Annotated in this window: 24 protein-coding genes; 18 read left to right on the top strand and 6 right to left on the bottom strand. The window is 71.8% G+C overall.

All coding sequences use genetic code 11. The features are described from left to right. Positions 1-116: 116 nt before the first annotated feature. A complete protein-coding gene (locus ABZT47_RS07720; RefSeq protein ID WP_354837377.1) occupies positions 117-968 on the top strand; it encodes a bifunctional methylenetetrahydrofolate dehydrogenase/methenyltetrahydrofolate cyclohydrolase in 852 nt (283 codons plus the stop codon). Positions 969-1,176: 208 nt separating this feature from the next. Here ABZT47_RS07720 and ABZT47_RS07715 read toward each other — a convergent pair whose 3' ends face one another. Next, complete coding sequence (locus ABZT47_RS07715; RefSeq protein WP_354837375.1) at positions 1,177-2,532, bottom strand: mycothione reductase; 1,356 nt, start codon at positions 2,530-2,532, stop codon at positions 1,177-1,179. Positions 2,533-3,215: 683 nt separating this feature from the next. On the opposite strand from ABZT47_RS07715, the gene ABZT47_RS07710 reads away from it, so the two are divergent. From ABZT47_RS07710 to ABZT47_RS07695, 4 genes are all read left to right on the top strand, one after another. Further along, positions 3,216-4,145: an ABC transporter ATP-binding protein gene (locus tag ABZT47_RS07710; RefSeq protein ID WP_354837373.1), complete on the top strand. Its 930-nt coding sequence runs from the start codon at positions 3,216-3,218 to the stop codon at positions 4,143-4,145. After that, positions 4,142-4,858, top strand: coding sequence for an ABC transporter permease (locus ABZT47_RS07705; RefSeq protein ID WP_354837371.1), 717 nt, complete (start codon positions 4,142-4,144; stop codon positions 4,856-4,858). Before ABZT47_RS07710 ends, ABZT47_RS07705 begins: the two co-directional genes overlap by 4 nt. A 413-nt stretch (positions 4,859-5,271) precedes the next feature. Continuing rightward, positions 5,272-6,408, top strand: coding sequence for a histidine kinase (locus ABZT47_RS07700; protein WP_354837369.1), 1,137 nt, complete (start codon positions 5,272-5,274; stop codon positions 6,406-6,408). Between the two features lie 7 nt (positions 6,409-6,415). Then, positions 6,416-7,021, top strand: coding sequence for a response regulator transcription factor (locus ABZT47_RS07695; protein ID WP_354837367.1), 606 nt, complete (start codon positions 6,416-6,418; stop codon positions 7,019-7,021). A 156-nt stretch (positions 7,022-7,177) separates the two neighbouring features. On the opposite strand, the gene ABZT47_RS07690 is transcribed toward ABZT47_RS07695, so the two are convergent. Further along, positions 7,178-7,828, bottom strand: coding sequence for an FHA domain-containing protein (locus ABZT47_RS07690; protein ID WP_354837365.1), 651 nt, complete (start codon positions 7,826-7,828; stop codon positions 7,178-7,180). A 182-nt stretch (positions 7,829-8,010) separates the two neighbouring features. Between ABZT47_RS07690 and ABZT47_RS07685 the strand changes: the two genes are divergently transcribed. From ABZT47_RS07685 to ABZT47_RS07670, 4 genes are all read left to right on the top strand, one after another. After that, entirely contained in the window at positions 8,011-9,132 is a 1,122-nt protein-coding gene (locus ABZT47_RS07685) for a citrate/2-methylcitrate synthase (RefSeq protein ID WP_354837363.1), read from the top strand. After that, the gene (locus ABZT47_RS07680) at positions 9,119-9,400 is read left to right on the top strand and encodes a DUF3017 domain-containing protein (RefSeq protein ID WP_354837361.1); all 282 of its coding nucleotides are present in this window, start codon (positions 9,119-9,121) and stop codon (positions 9,398-9,400) included. The genes ABZT47_RS07685 and ABZT47_RS07680 overlap by 14 nt, the downstream gene beginning before the upstream one ends. Before the next feature lie 104 nt (positions 9,401-9,504). Continuing rightward, positions 9,505-10,722, top strand: coding sequence for an NADP-dependent isocitrate dehydrogenase (locus ABZT47_RS07675; RefSeq protein WP_354837359.1), 1,218 nt, complete (start codon positions 9,505-9,507; stop codon positions 10,720-10,722). 262 nt (positions 10,723-10,984) lie between these two features. Continuing rightward, positions 10,985-12,985, top strand: a complete 2,001-nt coding sequence (locus ABZT47_RS07670) for a serine/threonine-protein kinase (RefSeq protein ID WP_354837357.1) — start codon at positions 10,985-10,987, stop codon at positions 12,983-12,985. Positions 12,986-13,460: 475 nt separating this feature from the next. Here ABZT47_RS07670 and ABZT47_RS07665 read toward each other — a convergent pair whose 3' ends face one another. Further along, on the bottom strand, positions 13,461-13,976 hold the full coding sequence (locus ABZT47_RS07665; RefSeq protein WP_354837355.1) for a PadR family transcriptional regulator: 516 nt from the start codon (positions 13,974-13,976) through the stop codon (positions 13,461-13,463). Positions 13,977-14,098: 122 nt separating this feature from the next. Here ABZT47_RS07665 and ABZT47_RS07660 point away from each other — a divergent pair, with 122 nt between their 5' ends. Together ABZT47_RS07660 and ABZT47_RS07655 are read left to right on the top strand one after the other, a co-directional pair. Further along, a complete protein-coding gene (locus ABZT47_RS07660; RefSeq protein WP_354837353.1) occupies positions 14,099-15,562 on the top strand; it encodes an MDR family MFS transporter in 1,464 nt (487 codons plus the stop codon). A gap of 152 nt (positions 15,563-15,714) precedes the next feature. Then, the gene (locus ABZT47_RS07655; RefSeq protein ID WP_354837351.1) at positions 15,715-16,569 is read left to right on the top strand and encodes a hypothetical protein; all 855 of its coding nucleotides are present in this window, start codon (positions 15,715-15,717) and stop codon (positions 16,567-16,569) included. Between the two features lie 83 nt (positions 16,570-16,652). Here the strand turns inward: ABZT47_RS07655 and ABZT47_RS07650 are convergent, their stop codons facing one another. Together ABZT47_RS07650 and galE are read right to left on the bottom strand one after the other, a co-directional pair. Beyond that, positions 16,653-16,784, bottom strand: a complete 132-nt coding sequence (locus ABZT47_RS07650; protein ID WP_354837350.1) for a hypothetical protein — start codon at positions 16,782-16,784, stop codon at positions 16,653-16,655. Positions 16,785-16,897: 113 nt separating this feature from the next. Next, positions 16,898-17,860, bottom strand: coding sequence for a UDP-glucose 4-epimerase GalE (gene galE, locus ABZT47_RS07645; protein WP_354837348.1), 963 nt, complete (start codon positions 17,858-17,860; stop codon positions 16,898-16,900). Between the two features lie 147 nt (positions 17,861-18,007). Between galE and ABZT47_RS07640 the strand changes: the two genes are divergently transcribed. The 3 genes from ABZT47_RS07640 to ABZT47_RS07630 all read left to right on the top strand — a co-directional run bounded on the left by ABZT47_RS07640 (position 18,008) and on the right by ABZT47_RS07630 (position 21,418). Then, a complete protein-coding gene (locus ABZT47_RS07640; RefSeq protein ID WP_354837346.1) occupies positions 18,008-19,333 on the top strand; it encodes a hemolysin family protein in 1,326 nt (441 codons plus the stop codon). A gap of 65 nt (positions 19,334-19,398) precedes the next feature. After that, positions 19,399-20,403: a tryptophan--tRNA ligase gene (trpS, locus tag ABZT47_RS07635; RefSeq protein WP_354837344.1), complete on the top strand. Its 1,005-nt coding sequence runs from the start codon at positions 19,399-19,401 to the stop codon at positions 20,401-20,403. A 73-nt stretch (positions 20,404-20,476) separates the two neighbouring features. Next, complete coding sequence (locus tag ABZT47_RS07630) at positions 20,477-21,418, top strand: YihY/virulence factor BrkB family protein (RefSeq protein WP_354837342.1); 942 nt, start codon at positions 20,477-20,479, stop codon at positions 21,416-21,418. 70 nt (positions 21,419-21,488) lie between these two features. On the opposite strand, the gene ABZT47_RS07625 is transcribed toward ABZT47_RS07630, so the two are convergent. Beyond that, positions 21,489-22,616 (bottom strand): D-alanyl-D-alanine carboxypeptidase, encoded by a 1,128-nt coding sequence (locus ABZT47_RS07625; RefSeq protein WP_354837340.1) that lies wholly within the window; start codon positions 22,614-22,616, stop codon positions 21,489-21,491. 111 nt (positions 22,617-22,727) lie between these two features. On the opposite strand from ABZT47_RS07625, the gene ABZT47_RS07620 reads away from it, so the two are divergent. From ABZT47_RS07620 to ABZT47_RS07605, 4 genes are all read left to right on the top strand, one after another. After that, on the top strand, positions 22,728-22,937 hold the full coding sequence (locus ABZT47_RS07620; protein ID WP_354837338.1) for a hypothetical protein: 210 nt from the start codon (positions 22,728-22,730) through the stop codon (positions 22,935-22,937). 215 nt (positions 22,938-23,152) lie between these two features. Further along, positions 23,153-24,334, top strand: a complete 1,182-nt coding sequence (locus tag ABZT47_RS07615) for a glutamate--cysteine ligase (protein ID WP_354837336.1) — start codon at positions 23,153-23,155, stop codon at positions 24,332-24,334. Continuing rightward, on the top strand, positions 24,321-25,562 hold the full coding sequence (locus tag ABZT47_RS07610; protein ID WP_354837334.1) for a M20 family metallopeptidase: 1,242 nt from the start codon (positions 24,321-24,323) through the stop codon (positions 25,560-25,562). The genes ABZT47_RS07615 and ABZT47_RS07610 overlap by 14 nt, the downstream gene beginning before the upstream one ends. A 224-nt stretch (positions 25,563-25,786) precedes the next feature. Then, positions 25,787-26,860 carry a BMP family ABC transporter substrate-binding protein gene (locus ABZT47_RS07605; RefSeq protein ID WP_354837332.1) on the top strand — a complete coding sequence of 358 codons (1,074 nt, stop codon included), beginning with the start codon at positions 25,787-25,789 and terminating at the stop codon, positions 26,858-26,860. Positions 26,861-26,945 lie beyond the last annotated feature (85 nt).

The raw sequence follows: 26,945 nt of genomic DNA, 5'->3' as shown, positions 1-26,945 counted from the left end.
GCGGCGGGCCGTTCCCCGGCGAGGGAAGGCGGCCTCCCACCTCGCCCGGGCGGCAGGGCGGGGAGCGGCACCCTCGTATCCTCGGGCGGCGGGGCGGCGTGGGAGGATGGCGAGCTGTGAGCGCGCGGATTCTCGATGGCAAGGCCACAGCGGCGAAGATCAAGACCGACCTGGCGCAGCGGGTCGGCAGGCTCGCCGAGCGGGGCGTCACCCCCGGCCTCGGCACGATCCTGGTCGGCGACGACCCGGGCAGCCAGATCTACGTCGCCGGCAAGCACCGCGACTGCGCCGAGGTCGGCATCGCCTCGATCCGCAAGGACCTTCCCGAGACGGCCTCGCAGGCCGAGGTGGAGGCCGCGATCGACGAGCTGAACGCCGACCCGGCCTGCACGGGCTACATCGTCCAGCTTCCGCTGCCCCGCCACCTCGACACCCAGGCGCTGATCGAGCGCATGGACCCGGGCAAGGACGCCGACGGCCTGCACCCGGTCAACCTCGGTCGGCTCGTCCACATGGTGGACGCGCCGCTGCCCTGCACGCCGCGCGGCATCGTGGTGCTGCTGCAGGAGTACGGGGTGCCGATCAAGGGCGCCGACGTCACCGTCATCGGCCGCGGCATCACCGTGGGCCGCCCGCTCGGCCTGCTGCTGACCCGCCGCACCGAGAACGCCACCGTGACCCTGTGCCACACCGGCACCCAGAATCTCCCGGCGCGGGTGCGCGAGGCCGACATCGTCGTGGCCGCCGCGGGCGTGCCCGGCCTGATCACCGGTGACATGGTCAAGCCCGGCGCGGCCGTGCTCGACGTCGGCGTCTCCCGGGTGGACGGCAAGCTCGCGGGCGACGTCGCGGCGGACGTCCGCGAGGTCGCCGGGTTCGTCGCGCCCAACCCGGGCGGCGTCGGCCCGATGACCCGCGCGATGCTCCTCACCAACGTCGTCGAGGCCGCCGAACACCGCACCCGCTGACCCGGCCGGGCACCGGGCTGTTGGCCCCGCCCAATCGGGTCCGCTGACCGGCCGGCCACCGGCACACTGGCCGTGGCCGAACCGGGTCCGCGACCCGGCCGGACATCGCCCGCTGACCGTGGCCGGTACCGGCGGAAGGCGCCGCCGGGTCCTGCGTTCGCGTGGCCCCGGCTTCGCCCCGGTCCCGCGCTCGGGCCGGGGGACCGGGTCAGAGGGCCAGCAGCGCCTGCTCGACGACCTCGGTCGGCGCGGGGTGGATGTACAGCACGTCCTGCGCGATGCGGTCCGCGGTCTGCCCGAGCGTCATCGCCTGGATCAGCGGCTGGATGAGCGTGGCGGCCTGGGGACCGATGATGTGCGCGCCGAGGAGCGTGCGGTCGGCCGGGTCAGCCAGGATCTTGACGAAGCTGGTGGTGTCCTCCAGCGCCCACCCCCACGCGGTGTCGGCGTAGTCGCGCACGCTGACCAGGTGGGGGATGCCGCGGGCGCGGGCGTCCTGCTCGGTCAGCCCGATGGAGGCGACCTGCGGGTCGGTGAAGACCGCGTGCGGCGCGACCGTCGTGCGCAGGTCGCGCACGTCCTGCGGGTGCAGCATGTTGTGCCGTACGACCCGAACCTCGGCATTGGCCATGTGCTTGAGCTGGTAGTGGTTGGCGGCGTCGCCGACCGCCCAGACGCCGGGCACCGACGTGCGGCACGCGGCGTCGATGCGGATGTGGCCGTGCTCGTCGAGGTCGATCCCGCCGGCGGCGCAGTCCAGCCGGTCGGTGTTGGGACGTCGGCCAACCGACACCAGCATCATCGCGGCGCGCACGACCTGCTCGCCCTCGGACCCCACCACGCGGACCTCGACGCCGTCGGCGTCCCCCGTCACCGCGGTGGCGTGGGCGTTCAGCAGGACGCGGTGCCGGCGTGCGGTGAGCTCGGTGAACCGCGCCGACACCTGCTCGTCCTCCGCCGTCAGCAGCCGCGGACCGCGCTGCACGATCGTGATCTCAGAACCCAGGGCGCCGAAGATGTGGCCGAACTCGGCGGCGATGAACCCGCCGCCGACGATGACCAGCGAGGCCGGCATCTCGTCGATGCGCATGATCGTGTCCGAGGTGTGGTACGGAACGCCGTCGAGCCCGGCGATGTCCGGGACGACCGGCCGGGACCCGACCGCGACCAAGATCGTGTCCGCGCTGATCCGCTCGGAGCCGACCTGGAGGACCTTAGGCGCGACGAACCGGGCTTCCTCGGCGTACACGTCGACGCCGTGCCGGCGGCGGTACCGCTGCGCGCTGTCGTGCAGCGGATCGATCCTGTCGAACACCCGCTCGCGGATGGCCTTCCAGTCGACCTTCTCGACCGTGGCCGTGACGCCGAGCCGCGCCGCCGCGCGGGCGCCGGTCGCCGCGTCGGCGGCGGCGACCAGCATCTTGGTCGGGATGCATCCGCGGTTGAGGCAGGTGCCGCCGAACCGGTCGGGCTCGACGACGGCGGTGCGCAGGTGCGCGAGGTCGTCGTTCAGCAGCATGTTGCCGCTGCCCGCCCCCAGGACCACAAGGTCGTAGTGCCGCACGTCCGTCTCCGTTTCCGCCAACCGGCGCCGTCGGCCGGTTCGCCAGATCTGCGCCCCTCGGCGGCCCGTGGACGACGATGCCGTTCGCTGTCGTGGTCATGCCGATCCGGCACCAGGACGCGATGCCGCCGCGGCGACCGGGCCCCGAGGCCGGGATCCCGCCTACGACTATGGGTCATGATCCGACCGCGCGACACGCATCGCCCCGGATTCGCGCAGACTGCGGCAGGTCGCGACGGCCGCCAATGACCTCCGCTCCGCGCGAGCCCCCGCCCGTTCGTGCAGCCGCCGCCGTCCATCCGCACATCAGGCCGGGCGGCGCTCGGCCCACGGCCCCGACGCCCGTCCTCGGCCGCCGCCCTGTAGCGAAAAGTATATTTCCTGCCGGCACCGGTCATCCGGCCCGGTCGGCGGGCAGCTCACACAGACCTGTCTCACCAAGGCTTGGTGGATTCAAGGGAATCGTCGCGCCTGCCGGAAGTGATCGCCGGAACCGGTCTCGAATGACGCGCTGAGCCACCGGCGCGGACGGCAACTTAGAGGCGCTCGGCCTCGGCCAGGTCGATGTCGATCTCGAAAGGCACGGTGAGCCGCAGCACGCGGTGGAGGCCGTGACATCTGTCGTGGGGTGGTCGTGACAAACGGCGGGGGAGTGGCGGGGCGGGGAGCCGGATGCTGGCTGCATGACGACGACACAGGCCGCACGGACGGCCCAGGGGTATGCGGTGGAGCTCCGCGGACTCCGCAAGCATTACGGCGAGGTCCGCGCCGTGGAGGAGGTCGATCTGCTGATCGGGCGCGGCGAGGTCGTGGCCCTGCTCGGTCCCAACGGCGCCGGCAAGTCCACCACGGTCGACATGCTGCTGGGGTTGACCCGGCCGGACGCGGGCGAGGTGCGGCTGTTCGGCGCCCCGCCGAGGCGGGCCGTCGCCGGTGGCGCGGTGGGCGCGATGCTCCAGGAGGCCGGTCTGCTCGATGACGTCACCGTCAGGGAGACCGTGGCGCTGGCCGCCGCGCTGCACCGCGCTCCGCTGCCGGTGGAGGAGGCGCTGCGCAAGGCCGGCGTCGAGGATCTCGGCCCGCGCCGGGCCGCGCGGCTGTCCGGCGGCCAGAAGCAGCGGGTGCGCTTCGCCATGGCGCTGGTCTGCGACCCCGCCCTGCTGGTGCTGGACGAGCCGACGGCGGCGATGGACGTGGGCGGGCGCCGGGACTTCTGGCGGTCGATGCACGCCTTCGCCGACTCGGGACGGACGGTGATCTTCGCCACCCACTACCTGGAGGAGGCGGAGGACTACGCCGACCGGGTGGTGCTCATGCGCGACGGGAGGATCGCGGCCGACGGCCCGGTCGCCGCGGTCATGGCCGGGGTGTCCGGCCGTACCGTCCGGGCCTGCGTCCCCGGCGTGGACGCCGAGGAACTGCGGCGGCTGCCCGGGGTGGTCGAGGCGCGGGTGCGCGGCGACCGCGCCGAGTTGCGCTGCGCGGACGCGGACGCGGTGGTGCGGGAGCTGCTGGCCCGCTTCCCGGCCGCCCGCGACATCGAGGTGGTCGCGCAGGGCCTGGAAGAGGCGTTCCTGCGGCTGACCGAGGACCCTGAGGAGGAGCGGCGATGAGGATCGCGTATGTGCTGTTCGAGGTCAGGCGGGTGGTTCGCGACTCCAGGTTCCTGGCGTTCGCCGTCGCGCTGCCGGTGGGCCTGTTCCTGCTGCAGGCCGGAATGTTCGGCGGCGCGAACGGGGCCGCCTCCATCATGGGCGGCCTGGCCGCCTTCGGCGCGTTCAGGGCGGCGCTCGACACCGGGGCTCGAGCGGCCGTCGAACGGGGCGCCGGGTGGCAGCGCCAGCTCCGGCTGACCCCGCTCACGGGAGCCGGATACCTGGCGGCGAAGGCCACGGTGGCGATGCTGGTGGCCGTCCTGCCGATCGCGGGGGTGACGCTGGCCGCGGCGCTGCTGTCGGGCGTGCACCTGTCCGCGGGCGGCTGGGCCGGGGCGGTGCTCGGCGTGTGGGCGGGCACCGTGCCGTTCGCCCTGCTCGGCCTGCTCGTCGGCCAGGTGGCCACGCCGCAGAACGTCCAGACCTACCAGGGTGCGCTCCTGCTGCTCCTGGGCTTCGCCGGTGGCCTGCTCATCCCGGTGAGCGTCTTCCCGCGGGCGCTGGCCTCCGTCGCCCAGGCGCTGCCGACCTACTGGCTGGCCGACATCGCGCACGCCGCCGCCGCGGGGGGCGGCCGGGTGGGTCAGGCGGCCCTGGTGCTGGGGCTGTACACGCTCGCACTCGGCGCGGCGGTCATCATCCGCTACCGCCACGACGGCGCCCGCACCTGATCGGGACAACGGTGAGAACGCGACCACCGATCCGGCGGATGAGTAGGTGGTGGTCGCTCTGGTGGGACGGCCGGGTGAGCACCGTGCCCATCGCCGGTGGGCAGGTGCTGGTGGGGATGGGAAGACTGAGTATGTGGTGGCCGCCCTGGTGAACCGGCCGGTTGAGCACCGTGCCGATCGCCGGGCGGCAGGTGCTGGTGCGGAGGTCGCCCACCTTGACCGGGCGCAGCATATCCCCGCCCCAGGGGATGCGTTCTTCGGCGCCGAAGCGGCCGGTCATAGGTACGGCGAAACCGGCGCCCTCGTACGGCGGCCGACCGGCCGAACGTTCAGGGATACCGCACCAGGCGGGTCAATGGAGATGGGCCTTCGGGCGATGGGGCGGCGTCATCGGCCGGGATTAAGGTGAATCCATGCACGAGCAGGGCCTCTTCGGTGCCACGGCGTGGCCGGTGTGGAACCTCACCCCGGTGAGCGACGGCCGGTGGCGGAGGGCGCGGGGCGTCGTCGTGCTGGCGCTGTTCCTGGTCTGGCCGCTGCGGGACGCCATCACCGCCGTCGTCCGGCCGGGCGCCGGGCCGGCGCAGGTCCTCGTCGCCGCCCTGGTTCTCCTCTACGGAGCGGTGTGGGTCTTCGCGATGATGTACGGCGTCACCCGGCCGCCCCGCGACCGGCTGGTGATCGTCGGCCTGCTGTTCGCCCTGGGGACGGGGGTGGCGCTGCTGCGCGGGCACCCGGCCGACCTCGGCCACCTGGCCTACGCGCTGACGGCGGCGGTGTGGCTGCTGCCCGCGCGCTGGGGCCTGCTGCTGGCTCTGGCCGTCGGCACGGCGGAACTGGCCGCCACCTGGGCGCTGAACGGCGGGGTCGGCTGGAGCGACGCGCAGGAGCTCATCTCGCAGACGGTGACCCCGGTGGCCATCGGCCTGCTGGTCCGGCTGGTCATCCAGCTCAGCCGGGCCAGGCGGGAGATCGAGACGCTGGCCGCCGCCGCCGAGCGCGCCCGCCTGGCCAGGGATCTGCACGACGTGCTCGGCCACAGCCTCACGACGATCACCGCCAAGACGGGCCTGGCGCGGCGCCTGCTGGAGAGCGGCGCGGACCCCGAACGGGCGCTTGCCGAACTGCGTGACGTCGAACGGCTGTCGCGGCAGGCGCACGGGGAGATCCGCGCCACCGTGTCCGGCCGGCGCCGGCCGTCGCTGACGGTGGAGCTGCTCGGGGCGCGCGAGGCGTTGCGGGCGGCGGGCATCGCCGCCACCCTGCCGGCCTCGGTGGACCACGTGCCCGCCGAGCTGGTCGAGCCGTTCGCGTACGTGCTGCGCGAGGGCGTCACGAACGTGATCAGGCACAGCGGCGCGACGCGGTGCGAGGTGCGGCTCGGCGAGGCCACGCTGGAGGTCCGCGACAACGGCCGCTCGCCGGCCCGCGTCCGCCCGGCCGGCAACGGCCTCACCGGCCTGGCCGAACGGCTGTGCGCCGTCGAGGGCCGCCTGGAGGCCGGCCCGCTGCCCCAGGGCGGCTACCGCCTCCGGGCGAGCCGGACGTGAGGCGGTCATGATCAGGGTGCTGCTGGCGGACGATCAGGCGCTGGTCCGGGGGGCCTTGGCCGCGATGCTCGCCCTGGAGGCCGACATCGAGGTGGTAGCTCAGGCCGGGTCGGGCGCCGAGGCGGTGGAGGCGGCGCGGCGCACCCGCCCCGACGTGGCGCTGCTCGATGTGCAGATGCCGGGCGGCGGCGGGCTGGCCGCCGCCGCGGAGCTGCGCGCGGCCGTCCCCTCCTGCCGGGTGGTGATCTGCACGACCTTCGGACGGCCCGGCTACTTCGCGCGGGCGATGGAGAACGGCGCCGCGGGGTTCGTCGTGAAGGACTCCTCGCCGGAGCATCTGGTCGAGACCGTCCGCAGGGTGCACGCCGGGCTGCGCGTCGTGGACCCCGCCCTGGCGGCCGAGTCGCTGGCCAGCGGGACGAGCCCGCTCACGGCGCGCGAGCGGGACGTGCTGCGCGAGGCCCGGCACGGCGGCACCGTCGCCGAGATCGCCAGGGCGCTGCGCCTGTCGAACGGCACCGTGCGCAACCACCTGTCGGCGGCCATCGGCAAGACCGGCGCCGCCACCCGCGCCGAGGCGGCCCTGATCGCCGACGAACACGGCTGGCTCTGACCGCCGGCGGACACGGCTGGCTCTTGGGCGCCGATGGCCGACCGTGCCCTCGCTCCGCCGCCGAAACACGTCCAGGGACGTCGATGTCTCGGCGTCCCTGGGGCGTTCAGGGCCGGGGGCCGCCAGGCGGACGCGGAAGCGCCGGTGGCGTGGACGTCATGAGGCCCTGCGGCCGGCCGTCTGTGGGGGCGGGGACTCGCCCGGCCCGGAGGTGCGCTGTGGGGGCACCACGGGCGTGGGACGCACCAGGCCGAGGGCGACGACCTCGTTCGCCAGCCTCGTGCGCCGGTTGATGCCCTCGGGGATGCGGAACTTCTGGTACAGGCGCAGCAGGTGCTGCTTGACCGCGGCCTCCGTCACCACCAGGTCGTCGGCGATCTCGCGGGCGGTCGCCGGCGCGACGAACGCCTCGTCCGACAGCGCGGGCCTGCACAGGGAGGTCAGCACGTCGACCTCCCGCCTGGTCAGCTCGGGCGCGGCCGCGCGGCGCAGCTCGACCTCCGGCGCGAAGTCCTCCCTCGGGATGCCGCCCACACGGCAGCGCGCCGCGCCGAAGGAGACGACGTCGCCGTCGTCCAGCACCCTCCGGGCGATCGGCCTGCCGTTCACCCGGGTGCCGTTGCGGGACAGGCCCAGGTCAACGACATACAGGTAGGGTCCACGGCGGACGAACTCGGCGTGCAGCCGTGACACGCTCGGATCGGCCAGCCTCACGTCGACGCCTCGGCCTCGGCCGATCGTCGTGATCTCGGGGCGCAACGGGACCACCTCACCGGTGTCCTCGACGCGTATGAACGGCCCCTCCACGGCAGTTCCTCCCCAGGTAGCCCGCCGTTACTTCCGCTACAGCTCCGGCTTACCCAAACGAGGGGTTGGGGAATCTCCTTTGCCATAACGAGAATCAATGCAGAAATTGGTCTGGACCTCCTCGGCCGGTTTTACCAGCTCACAGGTAGACTGCGGACGAAGATAAGCGGAGGAAACAACACATGGCGGACAACCCCACCAAAGGCCTCGCCGATGTCGTCGCCGCGTCCACAGCGCTGAGCGACATCGACGGCAAAGCCGGTCGCCTCTTCTACCGCGGCTACGACATTCACGACCTGGCCGGCCGCACGAGCTTCGAAGAGACCGCGCACCTGCTGCAGCATGGCACGCTCCCCACGCGACAGCAGCTGGCCGATTACGGAGCCGAGCTGGTCAGGGGCCGCACCCTCGGCGCCCTCGTCGAAGCCAACGTCGCCGAGATCGCCGAGAAACAGGGCCCCATGGAGGCGCTACGGACGCTGGTCTCCCTCGCCGGCGCCGAAGACCCCGACAAGGACTCCAACGAGGCCGAGGCCAACTGCCGCAAGGCCGCGCGCCTGACCGCGCAGCAGCCCATCCTCGTCGCCCGGTACCACGCGGCCCGCACCGGCGCCCCGCTGCGCGAGCCCGACCCCGAGCTGAGCGTCGCGGCGAACTTCCTGCTGCAGATCACCGGCCGCGTCCCCGACCAGCACGCCGTCGACGTCTTCGACGCCTGCCTGGTGCTGCACGCCGACCACACCATGAACGCCTCCACCTTCGCCGCCCGCGTGTGCGCGGCGACATTGTCGGACATGCACTCGGCGATCGTGGCCGCCATCGGCACGCTGAAGGGCCCGCTGCACGGCGGCGCGAACGAGCAGGTCATGCGCACGCTGGAGAGCATCCCCGCGGACGGCGTGGCGCAGGCCGTACGCGACAAGCTGGCCCGCGGCGAGAAGATCATGGGCTTCGGGCACCGCGTCTACAAGACCGAGGACCCGCGCGCGACCCACCTTCGCAAGATGTCGCGCGAGTTGGGCGAGGCCGGCGGAGATGACACCTACTATCGGATGTCGAAGGAGATGGAGGAGGTCGTCTTCGCCGAGAAGGGCCTCTATCCGAACGTCGACTTCTACGCCGCGACGGTCTACCACTATCTCGGTATCCCGACGGACCTGTTCACCCCCGTCTTCTCGGTGAGCCGGATGTCCGGCTGGACCGCTCACGTGATCGAGCAGCACGCCGACAACCGGTTGATCCGTCCCGACAGCGAGTACATCGGGCAGCGCGACCAGAAGTGGGTACCGATTGACGAACGGTAAGGGCTGGGGGTCGTACCTGCTGGTCCTGGCGGGTGCGGCCATCGGCCTTGGGGCGATCGCGGTGGGCCTGCCCGCATGGGCGGGCTCATTGGTCGTGGCGGGCTCGCTGCTGCTGGGCGCCGTGCTGCGACTGATCGTCCCGGACGGCGGCGAGAGCCTTCTCGCGGTGCGCAAGCGGCGCACCGACGCCGTCACCTATGGCGTCCTCGGCTGCGTGCTCGCCGTGGTCGCCGCCAGCGTCGCCGTGCAGTGGATGACGGGCAGATAGCGGCCCGGCATACCCGGTCGGGTAGCCTCACGACGATTGCGTGCGTAGAAAGACCGGTTTGGTCAGCCTAGTCGTAAGAAGTTGTAAGAAGGGGAACCCCAAGCATGCCCAAGATCAAGGTAGCGGGTCCCGTCGTCGAACTCGACGGCGACGAGATGACCCGGATCATCTGGAAGTTCATCAAGGACCAGCTGATCCTGCCCTACCTCGACGTCGACCTCAAGTACTACGACCTGGGGATCGAGCACCGCGACGCGACCGACGACCAGGTGACGATCGACGCCGCCAACGCCATCAAGCAGTACGGCGTCGGAGTCAAGTGCGCCACCATCACCCCCGACGAGGCGAGGGTCGAGGAGTTCGGCCTGAAGAAGATGTGGAAGTCGCCGAACGGCACGATCCGCAACATCCTCGGCGGCGTCATCTTCCGCGAGCCGATCATCATGTCCAACGTGCCGAGGCTCGTCCCGGGCTGGACCAAGCCGATCGTCGTCGGCCGTCACGCGTTCGGTGACCAGTACCGCGCCACCGACCTGAAGATCCCGGGCGAGGGCACGCTCACCCTGACCTTCACCCCCAAGGACGGCTCGGAGCCGATCGAGCTCGACGTCTACGACTTCCCGGGTTCCGGCGTCGCGCTGGCCATGTACAACCTGGACGAGTCGATCCGCGACTTCGCTCGCGCCTCGATGCGCTACGGCCTGACCCGCAACTACCCGGTCTACCTGTCGACGAAGAACACCATCCTCAAGGCGTACGACGGCCGGTTCAAGGACCTGTTCGCCGAGATCTACGAGACCGAGTTCAAGGCCGACTTCGAGGCCGCCGGCATCACCTACGAGCACCGGCTGATCGACGACATGGTCGCCGCCGCGATGAAGTGGGAGGGCGGCTACGTCTGGGCGGCCAAGAACTACGACGGCGACGTGCAGTCCGACACCGTCGCCCAGGGGTTCGGCTCCCTCGGCCTGATGACCTCGGTCCTGATGACCCCCGACGGCCGCACGGTCGAGGCCGAGGCCGCGCACGGCACGGTCACGCGCCACTACCGGGAGCACCAGAAGGGCAACCCGACCTCGACCAACCCGATCGCCTCGATCTTCGCCTGGACCCGTGGGCTCGCCCACCGCGGCAAGCTCGACAACACCCCTGAGGTGACCGCGTTCGCCGAGGCGCTGGAGCAGGTCTGCATCGAGACCGTCGAGGGCGGCCAGATGACCAAGGACCTGGCCCTCATCGTCGGCGCCGACGCCAAGTGGCTGACCACCCAGGACTTCCTGGCGGCGCTGGACGAGAACCTCAAGAAGAAGATGGCCGGCTGACGCCTGCGAGCAGACGTGGGGCCCTCCGCCGGGAGTCCGGCGGACGGGCCCTTCGCCGTTCCGGCGAGAGCCCGCGCCCGGCGAGAGCCCGCGCCCGGCGAAAGCCCGCGCCCGGCGGGGTCCCGTGCCGCCCGGATCCTGGGACCCGCCCGGGTCATGACGCCCGCCGGAGGAGGTCACGTCGTGGTCTCGGGCACCGGCAATACTCCCAAGGGGCCGTAAAGTTCTCATGGTCGGAACCTGACACGACCAGAGGACGGGAATGCCGGAGCTCGGGCCGCTCGGACGAGGAGATCCCGAGCAGATAGGCCCCTTCAGACTGACCGGCCGCCTCGGAGAGGGCGGCCAGGGGGTCGTGTACCTCGGCCAGGACGACACCGGCGAACGCGCGGCGGTCAAGCTGCTGCACGTGAAGTTCAGCGGCGACCACACGGCCAGGTCGCGCTTCGCGCGTGAGCTCAAGGCCGCCCAGCGCGTCGCCTCGTTCTGCACCGCGCGGGTGATCGCCGCCGACCTCGACGGGGACACGCCGTACATCGCCAGCGAGTACATCGAGGGCAGGCCGCTGCGCGAGGCCGTCGAGACCGGGGGGCCGCTCAAGGCGGGCGCGCTGGAGCGGCTGGCGGTCGGCACGGCCACCGCGCTCACCGCCATCCACCGCGCGGGCATCGTGCACCGCGACTTCAAGCCCGACAACGTGCTCATGGCCGTCGACGGGCCGCGCGTGGTCGACTTCGGCATCGCGCGCATCCTGGACTCGACGGGCACGATCACCAGCAGGGCCGTCGGCACGCCCGCGTACATGGCGCCCGAGCAGATCTCCGGGGGAGAGGTGGGTCCGGCCGCGGACGTGTTCGCGTGGGGCTCGACCATGGCCTTCGCCGCCACCGGGTCGGCGCCCTTCGGCGGCACCTCCATCGCCGTGGTGCTCAACCGCGTGCTCAACCACGAGCCCGATCTGAGCGCCATGCCCGACCCGCTGCGCGCCGTGGTGCGCGCCTGCCTGGCCAAGGATCCGCGGTCCCGCCCGACGGCCGACCGGGTGCTGCTGCGGCTGCTCGGCCACGCCGACGCCGACGGCGCCTCCACCGCGGTCCTGAGCGAGGGCGCCGAGCTGGCGGGCCGCGAGACGGGCGGCACCGGCGGCACCCGCGACACCGCCTGGGCGGCCGGCCCCGGCGGCACGCCCACGGCCTGGCCGGACGCCCAAGGCGGCGTTCCGGCCGGTCAGAACGCCCGGTTCGCGATGGTGGGCCCGGACGCCGCCGGCGGCCCGCCCGGGTCGCCGGAGGCGGCGCCCACGAGCGGCATGGCCCCCTCCCGGCGCCCGCGCAGGGGACGCTGGGCGGCGGCCGCGGCGGCGGTCCTGGTCCTGGCCGGGGGCGGCGCGCTGGCCGTACGGCAGTGGGGGCCGAGCCTCGGCCTCGGCGGCCCCGGGCCGTCGTCCCACATGGGCACCGCGCCGCCGAAGACCGCGAGCGCGCCCTCGCCGAGCCCGTCCGCCACCCTGGCGACCTTCCGCTCGATCGTCGACAAGGCCGCCATGACCGGCCGGCTGACCATCGCCGTACGCGACCTGGTGCCGGGCATCGCCCTGCACGGCCAGGGCGGGTGGCACGGGTTCGAGGTGGAGGTCGGCTCCTACATCGCCAGGCAGCTCGGGGTACCGGAGAGCGGCGTCTCCTTCCGTGCCGTGCCTCTGAGCGAGCGGGCGTCGGTGCTGGCCTCCGGCGAGGCCGACCTGGTCATCGCCAGTTACTCGATGTCCGCCGGCCGCAAGGACGCGGTGACGTTCGCCGGGCCCTACTACACCGGCCACGTGGACGTGCTCGTACGCGACGGAGATCCGTTCGAGAAGCTGTCCGACCTGGAAGGGCACAAGATGTGCGCTCCGGGGGCCAGCGTGACCACCGGGCTCGTCCAGGATGCCGTGCGCGTCCAGCTTGAGTCGGCCTCGACCTACGCCGCGTGCATGGACCTGCTGCGCCAGGGCAAGGTGGACGCCGTTCCCGGTGACGACCTGCTCCTCGCCGGGTTCGCCGACCGCGAGAGCATCCGCTACAAGGTGCTGGGAGCGCGGCTGACCGACGAGCGCTACGCCGTGGCGGTGAAGAAGGGCGATGTGCGGGCGTGCCAGGCGGTGCGCGCCGCGATCTCCCAGATGTACGCCGACCGCACGGCGCAGGCGCTGCTGAGGAAGTACTTCGCCAAGGTCGACTTCACCCCCGAGACCACCAGACCCGCCCCGGCCCCCTGCGACTAGCGCGGGCCCCGCGAGCCTTCGCCGGTCGAACTCCGCACACCGGCGCCGCCGTCGCTAGTGCGCCGTCCACGAACGTTCACCGGCTCGGGCGCCGTAGCAGGCGCCGGCATCGCCGTACCACGACCCGCCGACCCGGCGCCGATCACTACAGCCCGTGGCCGGGGATGGAGAGCCGCGCCCAGCGAACGCATGTGGACACCGCACCAGGTGCGGCCCGGGGTGGAGTGCCGCGCCCAGCGAACGCATGTGGACACCGCACCAGGTGCAGCCGGGGGTGGAGTGCCGCGCCCGGTGAACGTATGTGGTCACCACCAGGTGCAGCCGGGGGTGGAGTGCCGCGCCCGGTGAACGTATGTGGTCACTGCTCCGTATGCGGCCGGGGGTGGAGTGCCGTGCTCGGTGAACGCATGTGGTCACCGCGCTAGGTGCGGCCGGGGTGGAGAGCCGTACTCGGTGAACGTATGTGGTCACCGCGCTAGGCGTCGTGGCGGAGGGCGTCGATGGTGGTGGCGGCCCAGGTGAGGAAGCTTTCGGTCTGCATGATGCCGAGTTCGAGGGCGTGGACGCCGAGGCGGCCGGACGCCGGCGGGTTGGCGACCTTCAGTTCGTAGAGGTGGCGGAGCCTGGCCCGGCTGACGGCCGACATCCTTTCGAGCACGGCGACGGCCTCGGGGGTGTCCAGGAGCGGCAGCAGGAACGCCTGCAGGGCGTTCTCGCTGCGTGCGGGCTCGGCCGGTACGTGTTCCAGCATCCAGCGGTGGACCTCGGCCCTGCCCTCGGGCGTGACCGCGTAGGTCTTGCGTCCGCGCGCGCCCTCGGCCTCCACGGTGACCAGGCCGTCGGCGGCCAGTTTGGCCAGCTCCGGATAGATCTGGCTGTGCCCGGCCTGCCACACGTGGTTGATCGACACCTCGAACTTCTTGGTGAGGTCGTACCCGCTCGCCGGGCCGGAGGAGGACAGCAGGCCCAGCAGGGCGATGCGCAGGGACATGGCGTCATGATATCCAAGGATTGACATGTCATTCCAGACATGTCACCTTCTACATGTTCGGCCGGACAGGACGCGGCGCTCGCCGCGGTCCGGCCATGCCACGAAGGGCGAAGGGACGACAGATGGCGGCCACCACCACGGCTCCGGCGAGGACGGAGCCGTCCACCAAGGGGAACGGGCTCCTGCTGCTCGGCGTGCTCGGCGGGATGTTCCTCGCGATGCTCGACCAGACGATCGTCGGCACCGCCCTGCCCCGCATCACCGCCGAGTTCGGCGGCGCGGGCCTGTACACCTGGGTCGTGACGGCCTACCTGCTCACCTCGACGGTGACGGTCCCGCTGTACGGCCGGCTGTCGGACGCCTACGGGCGCAGGCCGCTGCTGCTGGTCGGCGTCACGCTGTTCCTGCTCGGGTCGGCGCTGTGCGGCCTGGCGCAGGACATGGGGCAGCTCATCGCCTTCCGCGGCTTGCAGGGGCTCGGCGCGGGCGCGCTCATCCCGCTGTCGCTCGCGCTGGTGGCCGACCTGTTCCCGCCGGACAGGAGCGGCAGGGTGCAGGGCGCGCTGGGCGGGGTCATGGCCGCCAGCTACATCGCCGGGCCGTTCCTCGGCGGGTTCTTCACCGACCACGCGAGCTGGCGGTGGGCCTTCTTCGTGAACCTCCCGGTCGGCGCGGTGCTGCTGGGCATCATCGCGCTGCGGCTGCCCCGAGCCGGCGGCACCGGCCGGGCCAGGCCCGACCATCTCGGCATCGCCGTCTTCACCGTCGGCATCAGCGCGCTGCTCGTCGGCCTCACCGAGAAGGGCCTGGACGGCCACTCCTGGACCAGCCCGGCGGTCGCGGGCCCGCTGGCCGCCGCCGTCGTGCTGCTGGCGGTCTTCGTGCCGGTGGAACTGCGCGCCGAGCAGCCGATCGTGCCGATGCACCTGTTCCGCAACCGCTCCTACACCATCGCCAACCTGGCCTCCTTCTTCACCGCGGCCTGCCTGTACGCCGGAGCGGTGTTCCTGCCGCGCTACTTCCAGCAGGCGCAGGGCATGAGCGCCACCGAGTCCGGCCTGCGCATCTACCCGTTCATGCTGGGCATGCTGGCCGGAAGTGTGCTGACCGGCGGCCTGATCGGCAGGACGCGCCGGTACAAGCCCTGGCTGGTGGCCGCGCCCTTCCTCATCGCCGCCGGAGGGCTGCTGTGCTCGGGCCTGGCCGTCGACACCCCGGCGTGGGCGCTGGTGGCGTGGATGGCGCTCATGGGCCTCGGCGTCGGGCCGATGCTGTCGGGGCTGACGGTGGCCGTCCAGTACGCCGTCCCGGCCGGCTACATCGGCACGGCCACCGCCAAGCTCACCTTCTTCCGCCAGATCGGCGGGTCGGTGGCCCTGGCCGTCGCCGGCACGGCCTACGCCTCGGTCGTCCGCGACCATGCGGCCACCCGCGTGCCCGCGGAGGCGCACGCGGCGGCCGCTGCCGCGGTCATCCCCTGGCTGGCCGTGACCGGCGCGGTCATCGCGCTCGCCGCGCTGGTGTTCCTGCCCCGGCACGTGATCGAGCGGGGCGCGGCGCCGGGCGCCCCCGCCCTCGCGGAATAGGACACATCAGCCCAGGTCGGGTGCCGGCGGGACGTCGTGACCAGGTTTTGCGGTCGCGTGGGGTTCGCCTGCACCAGGGGTCGCGTGTCGGGCGGGCGGCGCGCGACCCCGGCGGCGTTCAATTGAGCCGAACGCTTGGGGGTCGCACATCAATGGGTCTGTTCACGGCTGGAATCGCCGCCGGTCTGGTCTTCTTCGTCGTCTCCGCCGCGCCGCTGGTGGTGAACGCCTCGTCCGGGTCCGCCCCCGGGCGGTGGGGCGGGGCCGACCTGTCGGTGCGTGTCGCCGCGTCGCCGCGGGTCGCGCAGCCGGGTCAGTGGCTGTCGTACCAGGTGAAGGTGCGCAACGCCGGACCGGGCGACGCGGTGCTCCCGGTGCTGAAGATCCACCTGCCCGACCAGGTGGACATCGCCGCGGTGAACGTGGCGACCTGCCGTCCTGGGGCCGCGAAGAACGAGGTGGTGTGCCCGTCGCCGGACGACATCGCGGCCGGCGGCTCCGGGGCCGTGACGGTGCTCGGGCTGGTGCGGGCGGGCGCCCGCGGCCCGCTGCGCGCCACGGCCGGTCTGTCGTCGGAGGTCGTCGACGACAACGAGGCCGACAACAGCGCCGAGGTGGTCACCCGGGTCGACGAGGGGGCGGACCTCGCGGTCCGGCTGTCGCCCGCCGCCACCAGCGCCAAGCCGGGGGAGCGGTTCCCGGTCAGGGCGACGGTGCGCAACAGCGGGCCGCGGGTGGTGCGCGACGCGCGGGTCCACTTCACCGAGAACGGGGCGCGGTTCCTGTCGGCCAAGGGCGCCCGCTGCGCGGAACGGCACGGACGGCTGGGCTGCGCGCTCGGGCCGATCAGGTCAGGGGCGCGGGGGACGTTCGACCTGGTCTTCCGGGTGCCCCGCGGCCGGGCGCGCGACGTCGGCGCCAGGGCCACGGTGTACTCCGCGCGCGTGGGCGACCGGCGGCCGGCCAACAACCAGGCCCGCGTGCACGTCTCGCTGCGCCACGGCTGACCCCCGGCGCCGTGCGCGCCCGTCCTGCGCCCGCGCGCCGCCGAGCCCGCGCCGGCGCCCGCCCGCGCGGGCCGGCGTCCGTCTCACCCGGCATGGGTGGGACAGGTGGCGCCGGCCGGGCCTCCGCGGGGGTAGGTCGTCGCGAAGACGGCGCCGGCCGCGGCCATGCTCGCGCAGAGCATGATGAGACCGGCGAACGCCATCCTCAGCGTCAAAGGTGAAAAGCTTCCAGCTTTCCTCACGAAGGAGATCTCACCACACGATGACGGAATGAGACTCGGTTTTCGCGGAACGTGATTCCAGTCGGGGCCGCGCGGACCGGCCGGGGTCAGCGCGCGATCGCCGCCCAGGCGTCGGCGACGATGGAGCGCAGGTCGGCGCGCTCGGGCTTCCAGCCCAGCTCACGCTGGATGCGCTCGGAGGAGGCCACCAGCACCGCCGGGTCGCCGGGGCGCCGCTCGCCGGTCACCGTGGGGATGGGGTGGCCGGTGACCTCCCGGCACACCGAGATGACCTCCTGCACGGAGAAACCCGTGCCGCTGCCCAGGTTGTAGACCGTGTGCTCCCCGGGCCGGCAGGCGTCCAGGGCGAGCAGGTGGGCCCGCGCGAGGTCGGCGATGTGGATGTAGTCGCGCACGCAGGTGCCGTCGGGGGTGGGGTAGTCGGTGCCGAAGACGCTCACCGCCTCCCGCCGGCCGAGCGCGACGGCCAGCACGTTCGGGATGAGGTGGGTCTCCACGGCGTGCCGCTCGGCGTACACGCGCCCGTCCGCCGCGGTGTAGGCGCCGGCCACGTTGAAGTAGCGCAGGCTGACGGCGCCGAGGCCGTGCAGTCCGGCGAAGGCGGTCAGCGCCGTGTCCACCGCCAGCTTGGAGGCGCCGTAGGGGTTGGTCGGGCGGGTCGGGGCGGTCTCGGTGATCGGGGTCCCCTCGGGCTCGCCGTAGGTCGCCGCGGTCGAGGAGAACACGATGCGCCGCACGCCGTGACCGCGCATGGCCTCCAGCAGCGCGAGGGTGCCGCCGAGGTTGTTGGACCAGTACAGCGACGGCTTCTCCACCGACTCGCCGACGAGCGAGCGGGCCGCGAAGTGCAGCACGCCGTCGAACGACGGGTCAAGGACGTCGGCCGCCTCGGCGATCGGGACCTCGGCGAACGAAGCGCCGGCGGGCACCGCGTCGGCGTGCCCCGTGGACAGGTCGTCCAGGACGGTGACCTGGTGGCCCGCCTCGACGAGCTGTGCGGCCACGGCGCTCCCGATGTAGCCCGCGCCCCCGGTTACCAGCAGCTTCACTTGCCCGGCCTCCGTTCGATCGTGTGTGATCGTGTTTGATTTTGTAGGTCTATCGTCTAGCTTACGCGCCTCCGGCGGCGAGCGGACAAGGGGCAGCGGGTACGCTGACCAGATCATCCTGAGCGCCTCACCCGAACGGACATCGACGTGCACAACGTCGCGGCCAACATCGTCCTGGTCCTCGTCTTCGTCCTGATCGGCGGGTTCTTCGCCGCGGCCGAGATGGCCCTGGTCTCCCTGCGTGAGAGCCAGATCCGGCGGCTGGCCGAGGAGGGCCGGCGTGGCGCGCGCGTGGCACGGCTGGCCCGCGACCCCAACCGCTTCCTGTCGGCCGTGCAGATCGGGGTGACCGTCGCCACCGTGCTGTCGGCCGCCGTCGGCGCCGACACGCTGGCCGGCCAGCTCCAGCCCGTCATCGCCCGCTCCGGGCTGCCCGCGGCCTCCGCCCGGCCGCTGGCGCTGGTGGTGGTCACCCTCGCGATCTCCTACGTGACGCTGGTCCTCGGTGAGCTGGCGCCCAAACGCCTGGCCCTGCAGCGGGCCGAAGGGCTGTCCATGGTGGTCGCCCCGTTCCTGGACCGGCTGGCCGCGCTGTCGCGCCCGGTGATCTGGCTGCTGTCGAAGTCCACCGACGGGGTGGTCAAGCTGCTCGGCGGCAACCCCCAGGCCGACCGCGCCGAGATGACCACCGAGGAACTGCGGGACATGGTCGTCGGCCACCAGGAGCTCACCAAGGACGAGCGCGACCTGATCGACGAGGTCTTCACCGCCGGAAAGCGCCACCTGCGCGAGGTGATGCTGCCGCGCACCGAGGTGGAGTTCATGGCGCTTGACACGCCTCTGGCCGAGGCGGCGATCCTGGCGGCGGCGATGCCGCACTCCCGGTTCCCCGTCTACCGCGACTCCTACGATGACATCGTCGGGTTCGTCCACGTCCGTGACCTGCTCGACCCGGTGCTCACCGGGCGCATCGAGCCGATCGGCGAGCTGGTGCCCATCAGGCCGGTCAAGCTGCTGCCGGCCACCAAGCGGGTTCTGCCCACGCTGAGCGAGATGCGCGACGACGGCCAGCACCTGGCGATCGTCGTCGACGAGTACGGCGGCACGGCCGGCATCGTCACCATGGAGGACCTGGTCGAGCAGCTCACCGGCGACATCCGCGACGAGTACGACGCCGACGGCGAGTCCGTGCGCCTGGTCGCCGGCGAGATGGAGATCGACGGCCTGGTCAACCTTCCCGACTTCGCCGCCGAGACCGGCATCGAGCTCGAGGCGGGCCCGTACGAGACGCTCGGCGGCTACGTCATGGCCGCGCTCGGCCACCTGCCCGAGATGGGCGAGCAGGTCGAGCGGCCCGCCTGCACCCTGATCGTCACCGAGATGGACGGCCGCCGCATCGCCCGCGTCCGCGTCATCAGGAAGGTCGTCGCGCCCCCTGCCGAGGACCCTGAGGAGGCCCGGGACCCCTCCTGATCCACGGGGACATGCCCCGTGCGCGAGTCGCGGACGGTCCCCGACTCCTGACACAATTGAGTGCTATGGCCAGACCTCGCGTGCTCTCCGGCATCCAGCCCACCGCCGAGTCCTTCCACCTCGGCAACTTCCTCGGCGCCGTGCGCCAGTGGGTCGACATGCAGGAGACCCACGACGCGTTCTACTTCATCGCCGACCTGCACGCGATCACCGTGAACCCGTCGGCCGCCGACCTGCGCCGCCGCACGCGCGTGTCCGCCGCCCAGCTCTTCGGCGCCGGTCTGGACCCCGAGCGCAGCACGCTGTTCGTGCAGAGCCAGGTGCGCGAGCACAGCGAGCTCGCCTGGATCCTCATGTGCAACACCGGCATGGGCGAGGCCGCCCGCATGACCCAGTTCAAGGACAAGTCGGCCAAATACGGCGAGAGCTCGGCCGGGGTGGGCCTGTTCACCTATCCCATCCTCCAGGCCGCCGACATCCTGATGTACCAGGCCGACTTCGTGCCGGTCGGCGCCGACCAGAAGCAGCACCTGGAGCTCACCCGCGACCTGGCCCAGCGCTTCAACAGCAGGTACGGCCAGACCTTCAACCTCCCCGCGCCGTTCATCCCCAAGGAGGTCGAGAAGATCACCGACCTCCAGGATCCGCTGGCGAAGATGTCCAAGTCCTCCTCCAGCCCGCAGGGCCTCCTGGAGGTCCTGGAGGAGCCGGGGCCGCTGCGCAAGAAGGTCATGCGCGCGGTGACCGACACCGGCTCCGAGGTCGTCGCCGACCCCGAGAACAAGCCCGGCGTCACCAACCTGCTGCGCATCCAGTCGGTGCTCAGCGGCACGCCGATCCCCGAGCTGGAGGCCCGCTACGCCGGCCTCGGCTACGGCGCCTTCAAAAAGGACGTCGCCGAGGTGGTCGTCGAGGCCTTCGCGCCGATCCGCGAGCGCACCGAGAAGCTCCTGGCCGACGAGGCCGAGCTCGACCGCCTGCTCGCCGTCGGCGCCGCCCGCGCCTCGGCCGTGGCCCGCGAGACCATGGAGGCCGTCCGCGACCGGGTCGGCTTCCTGCCCAAGCTCTGACCACACCGGCCCGGTGCCCGAAGGCCCCGCGGGCGGGCTCGCATACCGTACACCTGTGGGGTAGATGGCCTGCATGGGAAGCACGTGGGCCGCGATCCTGCGCACGATCGAGGCCGTCAAGCGGTGGGGGCGGGTCAGGACCGAACGCTCCCGCGTGCGCTGGCCGTGGCTGGACCACCTGATCCGCACCTTCCACCGCTACCAGAGCCAGCGGGGCGACAGGCTGGCGGGCGCGGTGACCTACTTCGCCTTCCTGTCGTTCTTCCCCCTGCTGGCGCTGGCGTTCGCCCTGTTCGGGTACGTGCTCACGCTGCGGCCGGACGCGCTGACCACGCTGGTGAAGGCCATCGACCAGCAGCTCCCCGGCCTGGCCGACCAGTTGCGCGTCCAGGACCTCGCCACGGCCCGGGGCAGCGCGGGCGTCATCGGCCTGCTCGGCCTGCTGTACGCGGGTCTCGGCGTCGTGGACGCGCTGCGCGACGCCGTCCACGAGATCTGCGTGAGCTGCGAGCCGCCGATGAACTGGTTCGTCGGCAAGCTGCGCGACCTGGTCGCCCTGGTTTTGATGGGCCTGACGCTCGTGGTGTCGGTCCTGGTCGGCGGGTTCGCCGTGCAGGCCACCGGCACGATCGTCGGCTGGCTCGGGCTGGCCGACTCGGTCGTGGCCGCGGCGCTCGTGCGGACGGCCGGCGTGCTGATCAGCGTCGCCGCCGACATGCTCGTCTTCCTGGTCATCCTCGGCTGGATGGGCAAGGTGGGCGAACCCCTGTTCACCACGCTGAAGGGCGCGCTGCTCGGCGCCGTCGGCTTCGGCGCGCTCAAGCAGGCGGCCACGCTGCTCCTCTCGCACACCCTCAGCAACCCGATCTACGGCACGTTCGCGGTGATCGTCGGCCTGCTGGTGTGGCTCAACCTGTCCAGCCGCTGGGTGTTGTACGTCGCCGCCTGGACCTCCACCGCCAACGGCGCCCCGCCTCCCGAGCCGACCCCCGCGCCCGCCGGCGGGTACGAGTGAGGGCCCGCCGCGCACACATCTATACAGCGCTGAGCACGCCTCGATACAGAGTGAGGGGCCCGCTGAGCGGTCACACCTCGGACGGCTCCTCGCGCCGGGTGCGGGAGCGGCGGCGCACGCCGTAGACGACCCACACCACGCCGCCGAGCAGGCCCGCGGCCACGACGCCGGCGCCGATGCCGACCAGGGGGGAGTCCTGCGCCGCGACGACGGGCCGGGGCGAGACGGCGGGGACGGCGCCGGGCGGGCCGCCGACCGGCTTGGTCGGCTTGACGTCGGGGACGGGGGAGACCAGGGTGCCGACGGCGGCCACGTGGCCCCGGGAGGCGAACCCCCAGTCGAGCAGCTCCTTGACCTCCTCCCAGAACCCGCCCTCGTGGTGCATGATCGAGACGATGATGGTGTGCCCGTCGCGCCGGGCCGCGCCGGCGAAGCTGCCGAGCGCCTTGGTCGTCCAGCCGTTCTTGACGCCCATCATGCCGGGGTAGCGGCCCAGCAGCCGGTTGTGGTTGGCCATCTCGTAGTGCTTGCCGCCGGGGGCGGGGAAGTTCGCCACCTTGGTGCCGACGTACTCCCGGAAGTCGGCGTTGGCCAGCCCGGCGCGGGCGATGAGCGCCAGGTCGTAGGCCGAGCTGCTCTGGCCGGGCTTGTCGAGGCCGTTCGGCGTCTTGGCGACGGTGTCCAGCGCCTGCAGCCGCTTGGCCTCGGCGTTCATGTCGGCCAGGGTGCGGGGCAGGCCGCCGTTGGCCTCGGCGAGCGCGACGGCCGCGTCGTTGCCGGAGACCATCATCAGCGCGCGGAGCAGGTCGCGCACCCGATAGATCTTGTGCTGGGTGAGCCCGACGGCGCTGCCCTCGACGTTGCACGCCTCGGCGCTGGGCTTGATCAGCTTGGTCTTGTCGAGCTTGGGGATGAGCGTGACGGCCGTGAGCATCTTCAGGGTGCTGGCCGGCAGGTAGCGCCCGTGCGGGTCCTTGGCGGCCAGCACCTCGCCGGTGTCGCCGTCGGCCACCACGAAGGCCGACGCCCCGGTCTTCGGCAGGGCCGCGGCCGCCGGGTCGACCACCACGCCGTGGCGGCCGAGCATCCCGCCGCCGACGGGCGCGGTGTCGTCGGTCGCCGAACGCGCCTGGGCGGGGGTGACGAGCGTGAGCCCCCCGGCGAGCGCGAGCGCGCTGACTGCTGATACGTGCTTCATCCCCATAGGGAATTCAGAGTAGCTTTGTCGCTTTTCACGTGGGGCAAGACACGACAAAGATCGCGAGTGTGCCTGGTCAGTAACCGTGGAGGTACCATGGAGGCGGTGAAGATGACACGACGTATGGCCGGCTTTCTGCTGGTCCTGGCCGCTTTCATGGTCGTCGAGTGGGTCATGCTCGGGTTCAACCTCGCCGACGGGCATCCCACGGCCTTCTACGTGGTGCACGGCATCCTGATCGTCGTCAACGTGGTGCTCGCCGTCGTGGTCGGGGTCATCGGCTGGCGCGCCTGGCGTCCGCGGCGCCCCGCCGATCGCTGAGCCTGGCCTCCGTCCGCATATAAGCCCTCCTGCGCGGGCAGAGACGGTTAACGACCGTTTTGCGGTTGACCATGCATGAGTGGGTACCTCCTCCGGTCTGGTGGCCAAAGTGCGGAAAGCCGTAAGTCGGGACGTACTGGGGTGACCGTAGGGTTGGCCGATGCCGTCGCGAAGGCGGAGACTCGGCCTTGGGACCTTTCGCATGGAGGCGTGCTGTGCCAATCGAGTTCAATCCTTCGCGCGGCCCGACACTGGGCGTCGAATGGGAACTCCAGCTTGTCGACAAGCGCACCCGCCGTCTGCGCCAGGACGCGCGCCTGGTGCTGGACGCGGTCCCCGAGTTGAGCGAGACCCCGCGTCCGAAGGTCATGCACGAGCTGATGCAGTCCCAGCTCGAGGTGATCACCGACGTGTGCCACACGGTGTCGGAGGCCGTGCGCGACCTGCGCACCACCATCGACCGCCTGCGGCAGGTGGTCGACCCGCAGGGGATGGCCCTGGCCTGCACCGGCACCCACGCCATCAGCGACTGGCGCGAGGCCGTCTACGCCCCCGTCCAGCGGTACACCGAGCTGGTCGAGGAGATGCAGTGGCTGGCATGGAGGATCCAAACATTTGGCGTACATGTCCACGTGGGGGTGCGGGAAAGGGATAAAGTCATCCCCATCGTCAACGCACTTGCGGCCTACCTGCCGCATTTCCTCGCGCTGACGGCCTCCAGCCCTTACTGGGGCGGCCAAGACACCGGGCTCGCCTCCAGCAGGGCCATCGTCTTCGGTTCTCTGCCGACAGCGGGACCGCCGCAGATGCTGGCCGACTGGGCCGAGTTCGAAGAGTACATGGACACCCTGAAGCGCGCGGGGACCATCAAGAGCATCAAGGAAGTGTGGTGGGACATCCGGCCACACCCCGACTTCGGCACGATTGAGATTCGAATGTTCGACGGTATACCGACCCTTCGGGAGGTCGGGATGGTGACGGCGTTGTCGCAGTGCCTCGTGCAGCAGTTCGACCAGCAGCTCGATCGCGGGTATCGCCTTCCGCACCCCGCGCCCTGGGTCGTGCGCGACAACAAGTGGCGGGCCACCCGCTACGGGCTGGACGCCTTCGTCATCACCGACGACCACGGATCGACCGCGCCGATGCGCGACATGCTCTATGAGCTGACGCGCGAGCTCGCCCCGGTGGCCGAACGCCTCGGCTGCCCCGAAGAGCTCGCCACCATCACCGACGTGGTGGAGCAGGGCAACTCCTGCGAGCGCCAGCGCGCGATTCTCACCGGAGGCGGCACCCTGGACGACATCGTCGACGCGACGATCGTCGAACTCGCGGAGGACCGCTTCGTCACCACCAACCTGCGAACGTCGAACGGGGCGATGGGCCATGCCGGCAAGTGATCTAAGGGGCGAGCTCGACGCGTTCCTGGGCGCTCACAACGACTCCCTGATCGGGTTCCGGCGTGACCTGCACGCCCACCCCGAACTCGGTTTCGTCGAGCACAGGACCACCGAGCGAATCGCCGAGCGGCTCGCCGCCGCCGGGCTCGTCCCGACCCCCCTGCCCCGCGGCACCGGCCTGATCTGCGACATCGGCAGCGGAGGCGGCCACACCGTCGCCCTGCGCGCCGACATCGACGCCCTTCCGCTGCCCGACGAGAAGGACGTGTCCTACCGCTCGACCGTCCCGGGCGTGTGCCACGCCTGCGGCCACGACGTGCACACCGCGATCGTCCTCGGCACCGGATTGTTCCTGGCCGAGCAGGCGGCGGCCGGCCTGCTGCCCGGGCGGGTGCGCCTGATCTTCCAGCCCGCCGAGGAGGTCATGCCCGGCGGCGCGCTGAAGGTGCTGGAGGCCGGCGGCATCAGCGGCGTCGACCGCATCTTCGGCCTGCACTGCGACCCCCGCGTGGAGGTCGGCAAGCTCGGCCTGCGCGTCGGCCCGATCACCGGCGCCTGCGACAAGGTCAGCGTCCGCGTCGCCGGCCCCGGCGGCCACACCGCCCGCCCTCACCTGACCGCCGACCTCGTCTTCGCCCTCGCCAAGATCGTCACCGAGCTGCCGGCCGCCCTGAGCCGCCGCGTCGACCCCCGCTCGTCGCTGTCGCTGGTGTGGGGCCGGGTCCAGGCGGGCTCGGTCGCCAACGCCATCCCCGACGACGGCGTCGCCGAGGGCACCATCCGCTGCCTGGACGAGCAGGCATGGCACGAGGCCCCCGACCTGTTCAAGTCGCTGCTGGACTCGGTCGCCATCGCCTACGGCGTCGAGGCCGAGATGAACTACCTGCGCGGCGTCCCGCCGACCATCAACGAGGCCACCAGCGTGCACATGCTCCGCGAGGCGGCCCACCAGGTGCTCGGCCTGGAGTCCACCGTCCCCACGCCGCAGTCCCTCGGCGGCGAGGACTTCGGGTGGTACCTGGAGTCGGTGCCCGGCGCCTACGCCAGGCTCGGGGTGCGCGCCCCGGGGGAGACCCGGCAGATGGACATCCACCAGGGCACCTTCGACGTGGACGAGAGCTGCATCGGCGTCGGCGTGCGTGTGATGGCCGCCACAGCCCTGACCTCTCTGTGGGACGGATGCACCGTCTCCGCCGAGAGGTCCGACGCGCAGCCCGTCACCGCCTGACGGCGCCAGGCCCGACGGGGACGTCCGAAAGGCGGCTCCCCGTCCCCCCATCTCGCGGTTCCGCAGGTCACAGGGTGGCGTGAGCTGCATAACGGACCTATTTCGGAGCCGGGCGGCGGTTTGGCCAACACCGGTCAAACAACTATCTTCCGTGCAGGGTTGCCGTGCGGTCTGCTTCGCGCGTGCACACGAGTTGGACGGCGAAGAACACGGAAGGAGTCACCTTGCTCCGCATTCACGCAGGCAAGTTGGCCGCCACGACCGCGGTGAGCGCCATGCTCATGGCCGTAGCGGCATGTGGTGGCAGCGGATCGGAAGGCACCGACGCGGCGTCCCCGGGCGCGTCGAGCGCGGCCTCCGCGCCGGCGGCCGCAGGGCCCAAGGTCGGCCTGGCGTACGACATCGGCGGGCGCGGTGACCAGTCGTTCAACGACGCCGCCGCCGCGGGCCTGGAGAAGGCCAAGACCGATCTGAAGATCACCGACGCCAAGGAGCTCGAGGCGGGGGCCGGCGAGACCGGCGCGCAGAAGGAGCAGCGGCTCCGCCTGCTCGCCCAGAGCGGCTACAACCCGGTCATCGCGGTCGGCTTCGCCTACTCCGAGGCGATCAAGAAGGTCGCGGGCGAGTTCCCCGACACCAAGTTCGCGATCATCGACGACGCCGCCCAGGGGCCGAACATCTCCAACCTGGTGTTCGCCGAGAACGAGGGCTCCTTCCTGGTCGGCGCCGCCGCGGCGATGAAGACCAAGAAGGACCACATCGGCTTCGTCGGCGGCGTGCAGGTGCCGCTGATCAAGAAGTTCGAGGTCGGCTTCACCAAGGGCGCCCAGTCCGTCAAGCCGGACATCAAGGTCGACGTCAAGTACCTCACCCAGCCGCCGGACTTCGGCGGGTTCAACGACCCGGCCAAGGGCAAGACCGCCGCGCAGGGCATGTACGACGCCGGCGCCGACATCGTCTACCAGGCCGCGGGCGGCTCGGGCGGCGGCGTCTTCGAGGCGGCCAAGGAGTCCAAGGCGCTGGCCATCGGGGTGGACTCCGACCAGGCCCTCACGGCCGACGAGAGTGTGCGCGGCGTCATCATGACCTCCATGCTCAAGAAGGTCGACGTCGCGGTGTTCGACTTCCTCAAGAGCTACGTGGACGGCACCGTCAAGGCGGGCCCGACGACCTACGACCTCAAGGCCGGCGGCGTCGACTTCTCCACCACCGGCGGCCAGGTCGACGACATCAAGAACAAGCTCGACGAGTACAAGCAGAAGATCATCAGCGGCGAGATCAAGGTTCCCTCCGAGTGATCCGCTGACGGTCCAGGGGCCCGGGTCCGCATCACCGGGCCCCTTGGGCTACTGTCGGTTCACCGCTCAGCCACGCAAGGCCGCG

Origin of the sequence: Sphaerisporangium sp. NPDC005289 (assembly GCF_040607455.1) — a bacterium.
GTDB lineage: Bacteria > Actinomycetota > Actinomycetes > Streptosporangiales > Streptosporangiaceae > Sphaerisporangium > Sphaerisporangium rhizosphaerae.
This window is presented reverse-complemented; position numbering and strand designations above follow the sequence as displayed.